This is a genomic window from Sphingomonas populi (assembly GCF_004208535.1).
Lineage (GTDB): Bacteria > Pseudomonadota > Alphaproteobacteria > Sphingomonadales > Sphingomonadaceae > Sphingomonas > Sphingomonas populi.
In genome coordinates this window covers 1-7210 of the sequence record NZ_SGIS01000080.1, presented here as the reverse complement: position 1 = coordinate 7210, position 7210 = coordinate 1, and the positions used below count along the sequence as shown (strand labels likewise).

Here is a 7210-nt window from a genome sequence, read left to right as displayed (position 1 = left end):
GCACGACACCCGAAAACTCTCCATCCGCAGAAAATTTAAACACGCCGGATGGCACGACGACTATCTCTCTTCTCTCCTCGCTCAAATGCGATAGCCCTGCCCTGGAAGGGAGGGGTCGGGGGTGGGTTGGTCTGCGAGGGGATGTTTCGGACGCCACACGCCTACCCACCCCCAGCCCCTCCCTTTCAGGGAGGGGAGCAGGTCGGGCATGGTGACGGCTATCCCTGCCCCTTGGGCGCATCAAGCAGCGCGAGGAAGTTGCGGCATGGCAGCGTCGGGTCGCGGTGGCGGACCAGCCATAGCATGATCGTCGCGGTATCGTCGGTGATCGGGCGGTAGGTCAGCATCGGCGACTGGAGGTTGCAGAGCGATTCGACCATCACCATCACGCCGATTCCTGCCGCCGCCAGCCCGTACAGGCTGGTCACGTCGGTGACGATCTGCGCGACGCGCGGTTCGATGCCGCCTTCACGGAGCAGATCGAGCAGGTGGCTGGTGAAAGTGCTGCGCTCGTTGGCGTAGAGCACCAGCGGTTCGTCGGCGAGATCGGCGATCCGCACGCCGGCCTGCTGCGCCAGCCGGTGGCCGGGCGGGCAGGCGAGGTAGAGCCGCTCGCTGAGGAACGGTTCGGCGATCAGCGTATCGGGCAGATCGGGGATCGCGCGACCGCGCCGGAACCCGATATCGAGCAGATGATCGGCGATCTGTTCGAGATGGTCCGCGCCACCGATTTCGCGCAGCACCAGCGATATTTGCGGATACCGATCGCGGAAATCGGAGATGGCGTGCGCAATCTCGGGCACGAACGGCGCCGAGGCGCTGAAGCCGATCGCGAGTTCGCCGAGTTCGCCGCGCGCGGCGCGGCGCGCGACCGAGATGGCATTGTCCGCCTCGCGCAAGGTGGCGCGGGCGGCATCGAGGAACAGCCGCCCCGCCGGCGTGAGCGCGACGCGCCGGCTGGTGCGTTCGAGCAGCCGCACCTGCAATTCATCCTCGAGCGCGCGGATCTGCTGGCTGAGCGGCGGCTGCGAGATGCCGAGATGTGCAGCGGCGCGCGCGAAGTGGAGATCCTCGGCGACCTGGACGAAATAGCGGAGGTGGCGGAGCTCCATGATTGATAGGGCTACCATATCAATCATGCCGTAAACAATATTGGACAGCGATGTTCGCCGGGCGCAGTTCGCCGCATCGCACAATATTTGGGCGTCGATATTCCAACATGACACGCGCACGGGTCGCTCCGCCGCACCAGTCCAGCATCGGGAACCTGCGATGATCGGTATCGTCCGAATGGCGCTGACGCGGCCGCTGACCTTCATCGTGATGGCGATCCTGATCGCGATCATCGGCGTGCTGGCCGCGATCCGCACGCCGGTCGACATCTTCCCCGACATCCGCGTGCCGGTGATCGCGACCGCGTGGCAATATACCGGCCTTCCGCCCGACCAGATGAGCGGGCGGATCATCACTCCGTTCGAGCGCGTGCTGACCACCACCGTCAACGACATCGACCATATCGAGAGTCAGTCGCTGCCCGGCATCGGCGTGGTGAAGATCTATTTCCAGCCCGGCGCCGACATCCGCACCGCCACCGCGCAGGTGACGAGCGTGTCGCAGACCGTGCTCAAGCAATTGCCGCCGGGCATCACGCCGCCACTGATCCTCAACTACAACGCCTCGACCGTGCCGATCCTCCAGCTTGCGCTGTCGGGCAAGGGCCTGAGCGAAGGGCGGATGTTCGATCTCGCGCAGAACCAGGTCCGCCCCGGTCTGGTGACGGTGCCGGGCGCTGCCGTGCCCTACCCCTCGGGCGGGCGCACGCGGCAGATCCAGATTGATCTCGATCCGGCAGCGCTGCAATCCAAGGGGCTTTCCGGTCAGGACGTCGGCAATGCGATCGCCGCGCAGAACCAGATCAACCCGGCCGGCTTCGCCAAGATCGGCAGCTTCCAGTATAGCGTCCAGCTCAACAACGCGCCGAGCACGATCGAGGAACTGAACGCGCTGCCGATCAAGGTGGTCAACGGCGCGACGATCACCATGCGCGACGTGGCGCACGTCCGCGACGGCTCGGCGCCGCAGACCAACGTCGTCCATGTCGACGGGTCGCGGTCGGTGCTCATCACCATCCTCAAGAACGGCGCCACCTCGACGCTGGCGATCGTGCAAGGCATCAAGGATGCGCTGCCGAAGATCCAGGCGACCTTGCCGCCCGAGCTGAAAGTGGTGCCGCTCGCCGACCAGTCGCTGTTCGTGAAGGCGGCGGTGGAGGGCGTCGTCAAGGAAGGCGCGATCGCCGCCGCGCTCACCTCGGTGATGATCCTGCTGTTCCTCGGCTCGTGGCGCTCGACCGTCATCATCGCGATCTCGATTCCGCTGTCGATCCTCGCCGCGATCATCGCTTTGTCGGTGACGGGCAATACGCTCAACACGATGACGCTGGGTGGCCTGAGCCTCGCAGTCGGCATCCTCGTCGACGATGCGACGGTGACGATTGAGAACATCAACTGGCACCTCGAACAGGGCAAGGGCGTGACGCAGTCGATCCTCGACGGCGCGGCGCAGATCGTGACGCCGGCGTTCGTGTCCTTGCTGTGCATCTGCATCGTGTTCGTGCCGATGTTCTTCTTACCCGGCGTATCGGGCTTCCTGTTCGTGCCGCTGGCGCTGGCGGTGGTGTTCGCGATGATCGCGTCGTTCATCCTGTCGCGCACGCTGGTGCCGACGATGGCGATGTATCTGCTGAAACCCCATGCCGGGCATGACGACGAATCACTGCATGAGGCCGGCACGCCGGCTTCGCGCAACCCGCTGGTGCGGTTCCAGCGCGGGTTCGAGCGGGGGTTCGAAAAGGTGCGGAGCGGCTATCTCGGCCTGCTCGAACGCGCATTGGGTGCGCGCAAAGTGTTCGTGATCGGCTTCCTCGTCTGCGTGTGCCTGTCGTTTCTGCTCGCGCCGTTCCTCGGCGAGAATTTCTTCCCGTCGGTCGATGCCGGGCAGATGGCGCTGCACGTCCGCGCGCCGGTCGGCTCGCGGATCGAGGATACCTCGGCCGAGTTCGACCGGATCGCGCACAAGATCCGCGAGGTCATTCCGGCGAACGAACTGGTCTCGATCGTCGACAACATCGGCCTGCCGGTCAGCTCGATCAACACGACCTACAACAATTCCGGCACGATCGGCCCGCAGGATGGCGATATCCTGATCCAGCTCAGCGAGGGCCACAAGCCGACCGCCGAGTATGTGCGCAAGCTGCGCGAGGAACTGCCCAAGGCGTTCACCGGCACGACCTTCTCGTTCCTGCCCGCCGATATCACCAGCCAGATCCTCAACTTCGGTGCGCCCGCGCCGATCGACATCCAGATCGCCGGCAAGAACGATGCCGACAACCAGAAGCTCGCCAAGGCGATCCTGCGGCGGATCGGCACGATTCCCGGCGTGGCCGACGCGCGCATCCAGCAATCGGCGCGCTACCCACAGCTCAACGTCGATATCGATCGTGCCCGCGCCGGCCAGTACGGACTCAACGAACGCGACGTGACCAACAGCCTCGGCAGCGCGCTGGCCGGCACCTCGCAGACCGCGCCGGTGTTCTTCCTCGATCCCAAGAGCGGGGTGTCCTATCCGGTCGTCGCGCAGACGCCCGAATATCGGATCGGCTCGCTGAGCGACCTTGCCAACGTGCCGGTCACCGCCACCAACGGCGGCAGTGCGCAGATCATCGGCGGGATCGGCAACATCACCCGCGCCAATGCGGCGGCGGTCGTCTCGCACTATAACATCGCGCCGGTGACCGACGTGTACGCAACCATCAACGACCGCGATCTCGGCGCGGTGGCGGGTGACATCAAGGCGGTCATCGCCAGCCTGAAAGGCCAGACGCCCAAGGGTGTGACGGTGACGCTGCGCGGGCAATATGCGACGATGCAGACGGCGTTCTCCGGCCTTGGCTTCGGCCTGCTCGCGGCGATCGTGCTGATCTACCTGCTGATCGTCGTGAACTTCCAAAGCTGGCTCGATCCGTTCGTCATCATCACCGCGCTGCCGGGCGCGCTCGCCGGCATCGTGTGGATGCTGTTCATCACCGGCACGACGCTGTCGGTGCCGGCGCTGACCGGCGCGATCATGTGCATGGGCGTCGCCACCGCGAACGCGATCCTCGTGGTCAGCTTCGCGCGCGAGCGGCTAGAGGTGCTGGGTGACGCCACCGCCGCCGCGCTGGAGGCCGGGCAGGTTCGCTTCCGCCCGGTGCTGATGACCGCGCTCGCGATGATCATCGGCATGTTGCCGATGGCGATGGGCTTCGGCGAGGGCGGCGAGCAGAACGCGCCGTTGGGGCGCGCGGTGATCGGCGGGCTTACCGTCGCCACCTTCGCGACATTGATGTTCGTGCCGGTGATCTTCAGCCTGGTGCATCGCCGCCATACCAAAACCGCACCCGGCGCGACGCCGGGCCATCTGGAGCTTGCACATGCCTGAGGGCGATGGCCGTAACTTGAAACGGATCGGCATCATCGGCGTGGTCGCCGCGGTGGCGATCGTCGGCGCCGGCATTGCGGCGCGTTCGCATTCCGAGACGCAGCTCGCGACCTGGACGAGCACGCAAGCCGTGCCGACCGTCACCGTGATCCACGCCGCCGCGAGCAAGGGCACCGGCGCGCTAGTTTTGCCGGGGCAGCTCGCCGCGCTGCAATCGGCGCCGATCTACGCGCGCACCAGCGGCTATATCCGCAAATGGTATGTCGATATCGGCGACAGCGTGCGGCAGGGGCAGGTGCTCGCCGTGCTCGACGCGCCCGAGGTCGACCAGCAGCTCGCCGCCGCGCAGGCCGATTACCAGACCGCGCGCGCCAACCAGCAACTCGCCGCCAGCACCGCGACGCGCTGGAAGACGATGCTCGCCAAGGATGCCGTGTCCAAGCAGGAGACCGACGAGAAGGTCGGCGATCTCGCCGCCAAGACCGCGCTCTCCAACGCGGCGAGCGCGAACGTCAACCGGCTGCGCTATACGCAAGGCTTCACCCGGCTGATCGCGCCGTTCTCGGGCGTGGTCACCACCCGCTCGACCAACGTCGGCAGTTTGGTGACGGCGGGGAGTGCGGCTTCGACGCCACTGTTCACCGTGTCCGACATCAGCCGCATCCGCATCTATGTGAAGGTGCCGCAGGCCTATTCGGCGCAGGTCCATCCCGGCATGGACGTGACGCTGACCCTACCCGAATACCCGGGCCGGACCTTCACCGCGCAGATGACGCGCTCGGCCGATGCGGTCGATACTAGCTCGGGCACGGTGCTGGTCGAGCTGCAGGCCGCCAATGGCGACCGCGCGCTCAAGCCCGGCGCTTATGCGCAGGCGAGCTTCCCGGTCGCGGGCGGCGGCAGCGCGGTCGAGCTGCCGGCGAGTGCGATGATCGTCGGGCAGGGCGGGACACAGGTTGCGATCGTCGGCAGTGATGGCCGCGCTGTGCTCAAAACGGTGACGATCGCGCACGACCTCGGCGACCGTGTGCAGATCAGCGCGGGGCTCTCCGCCAGTGACCGCGTGATCGACAGCCCGCCCGACTCACTCCAATCCGGCGACACGGTGCAGATCGCGCAGCATCAGGGCGCGGCTGGTGGCAAGTAAGGCCGGCTGGCTGCTGACCGCGACGGCGGCGCTGCTCGGCGGCTGTTCGCTCGCGCCCGATTACCAGCGCCCGGCGATGACGGCGCCGGTGGCGTTCAAGGAAAGCGCGCCGTGGCAAGTCGCTGCCGCGACCCCCGCGCCTTCCGGCAAATGGTGGCAGGCGTTCGGCGATCCCGCGCTCGATGCGCTCGAAGCGCGTATCGACGCGGGCAATTTCGATCTCGCCGCCGCCTCGGCCCGCTATGAGCAGGCGCGGTCGCTGGTACGGCAGGCGCGCGCCGATCTCTTCCCGCAGATCGGCGTGGCGGCGAGCGGCGAGCGCGACCGGCTCTCTGCCAACCGACCGCTCGGCAAGGGGATCGCCTCGACGCAGACCGACAAGGTGGTTGGTGGTTCGCTTGCCTATGAACTCGATCTGTTCGGGCGGGTGCGCAACAGCGTCGCCGCCGGCCGCGCCAACGCGCATGCCGCCGCGTTCGATGTCGAAGGCGTTCGGCTCGGGCTGCAGAGCCAGCTTGCCGCGACCTATTTCGATCTGCGCGGGCTCGACGCGCGCATCCTGTTGCTGCGCCAGACGGTCGACTCGTTCCAGCGCGCGTTCGACCTGACCGATACGCGCCATTCGGGCGGGATCGCTTCGGGCATCGACGTCAGCCGCGCGCAGGCGCAACTGTCCAGCGCGCGGGCGGAACTGTCCTCGGTCGAGATCGATCGCGCCAAGGACGAACATGCCATCGCCGTGCTGGTCGGCGAGGCGCCGGCGACCTTTTCGATTGCGGTCGCCGATCCGCAGACCCGCCCGCCCGTGATCCAGCCCGGTCTCCCTTCGACCCTGCTTGAGCGCCGCCCCGACATCGCCGCCGCCGAGCGTCGCGTCGCCGCCGCCAACGCGCAGATCGGCGTGGCGCGCGCGGCGTTCTTCCCCAACGTCACCTTGGGCGCGCAGGGCGGGTTCGAATCGATCGGCGGCGACTGGCTCAATGCTGCGAGCAGCTTCTGGGCGCTCGGGCCGTTGCAGGCGGCGCTGACCGTGTTCGACGGCGGCCGGCGCGCGGCGCAGGTCCGGCAGACGCGCGCACAGTTCGACGAGGCGGCGGCCAATTATCGCCAGACCGTGCTCGACGCCTTTCGCGAGGTCGAGGATGATCTCGCCACGCAGCGGCTGCTCGTCGCGGGCGAGGCCGATCAGGCCGCCGCCGCCAAGGCCGCCGAAACGACGCGCGACCTCGCGCTGATCCGCTATCGTGATGGCGCGGCGGACTATCTGGAGGTCGTCACCGCGCAGACCGCCGCGCTCGACGCCGAACGCGCGCTGCTCCAGGTGCGGACACGGCAATTGCAGGCGGCTGGGGATACGTTCCGCGCGCTGGGCGGGGATTTCCGCGCGGGGAAGTAGCGCGCGTCACCCTCACCCTTCCCACCCGGCTTCGCCGGGCGGGCCCCTTCCCTCTCCCGTTGGGCAGGGCTATCGCATTTGAGCGAGGAGAGAAGAGAGATAGTCGTCGTGCCATCCGGCGTGTTTAAATTTTCTGCGGATGGAGAGTTTTCGGGTGTCGTGCTGGAGCAAATTGAGGGCGAGGCGTC

General features: G+C 67.1%; 4 protein-coding genes. 3 read left to right on the top strand and 1 reads right to left on the bottom strand.

Translation table 11 applies throughout. The features are described from left to right. Positions 1 to 218 precede the first annotated feature (218 nt). Entirely contained in the window at positions 219 to 1112 is an 894-nt protein-coding gene (locus EWE75_RS23260; RefSeq protein WP_130160444.1) for a LysR family transcriptional regulator, read from the bottom strand. Between the two features lie 160 nt (positions 1113 to 1272). On the opposite strand from EWE75_RS23260, the gene EWE75_RS23255 reads away from it, so the two are divergent. From EWE75_RS23255 to EWE75_RS23245, 3 genes are read left to right on the top strand one after another with little or no spacing between them, the layout of a single operon-like run. Then, complete coding sequence (locus EWE75_RS23255) at positions 1273 to 4479, top strand: efflux RND transporter permease subunit (RefSeq protein WP_130160443.1); 3207 nt, start codon at positions 1273 to 1275, stop codon at positions 4477 to 4479. After that, the gene (locus EWE75_RS23250; RefSeq protein ID WP_130160442.1) at positions 4472 to 5626 is read left to right on the top strand and encodes an efflux RND transporter periplasmic adaptor subunit; all 1155 of its coding nucleotides are present in this window, start codon (positions 4472 to 4474) and stop codon (positions 5624 to 5626) included. The genes EWE75_RS23255 and EWE75_RS23250 overlap by 8 nt, the downstream gene beginning before the upstream one ends. Continuing rightward, on the top strand, positions 5616 to 7022 hold the full coding sequence (locus EWE75_RS23245; protein WP_231708536.1) for an efflux transporter outer membrane subunit: 1407 nt from the start codon (positions 5616 to 5618) through the stop codon (positions 7020 to 7022). The genes EWE75_RS23250 and EWE75_RS23245 overlap by 11 nt, the downstream gene beginning before the upstream one ends. The last annotated feature ends 188 nt before the right edge of the window (positions 7023 to 7210 follow it).

Coding starts and splice junctions, on each gene's coding strand:
- EWE75_RS23250 (WP_130160442.1), top strand. CDS start 4,472: ATGCCTGAGGGCGATGGCCGTAACTTGAAACGGATCGGCATCATCGGC.
- EWE75_RS23260 (WP_130160444.1), bottom strand. CDS start 1,112: ATGGAGCTCCGCCACCTCCGCTATTTCGTCCAGGTCGCCGAGGATCTC.
- EWE75_RS23255 (WP_130160443.1), top strand. CDS start 1,273: ATGATCGGTATCGTCCGAATGGCGCTGACGCGGCCGCTGACCTTCATC.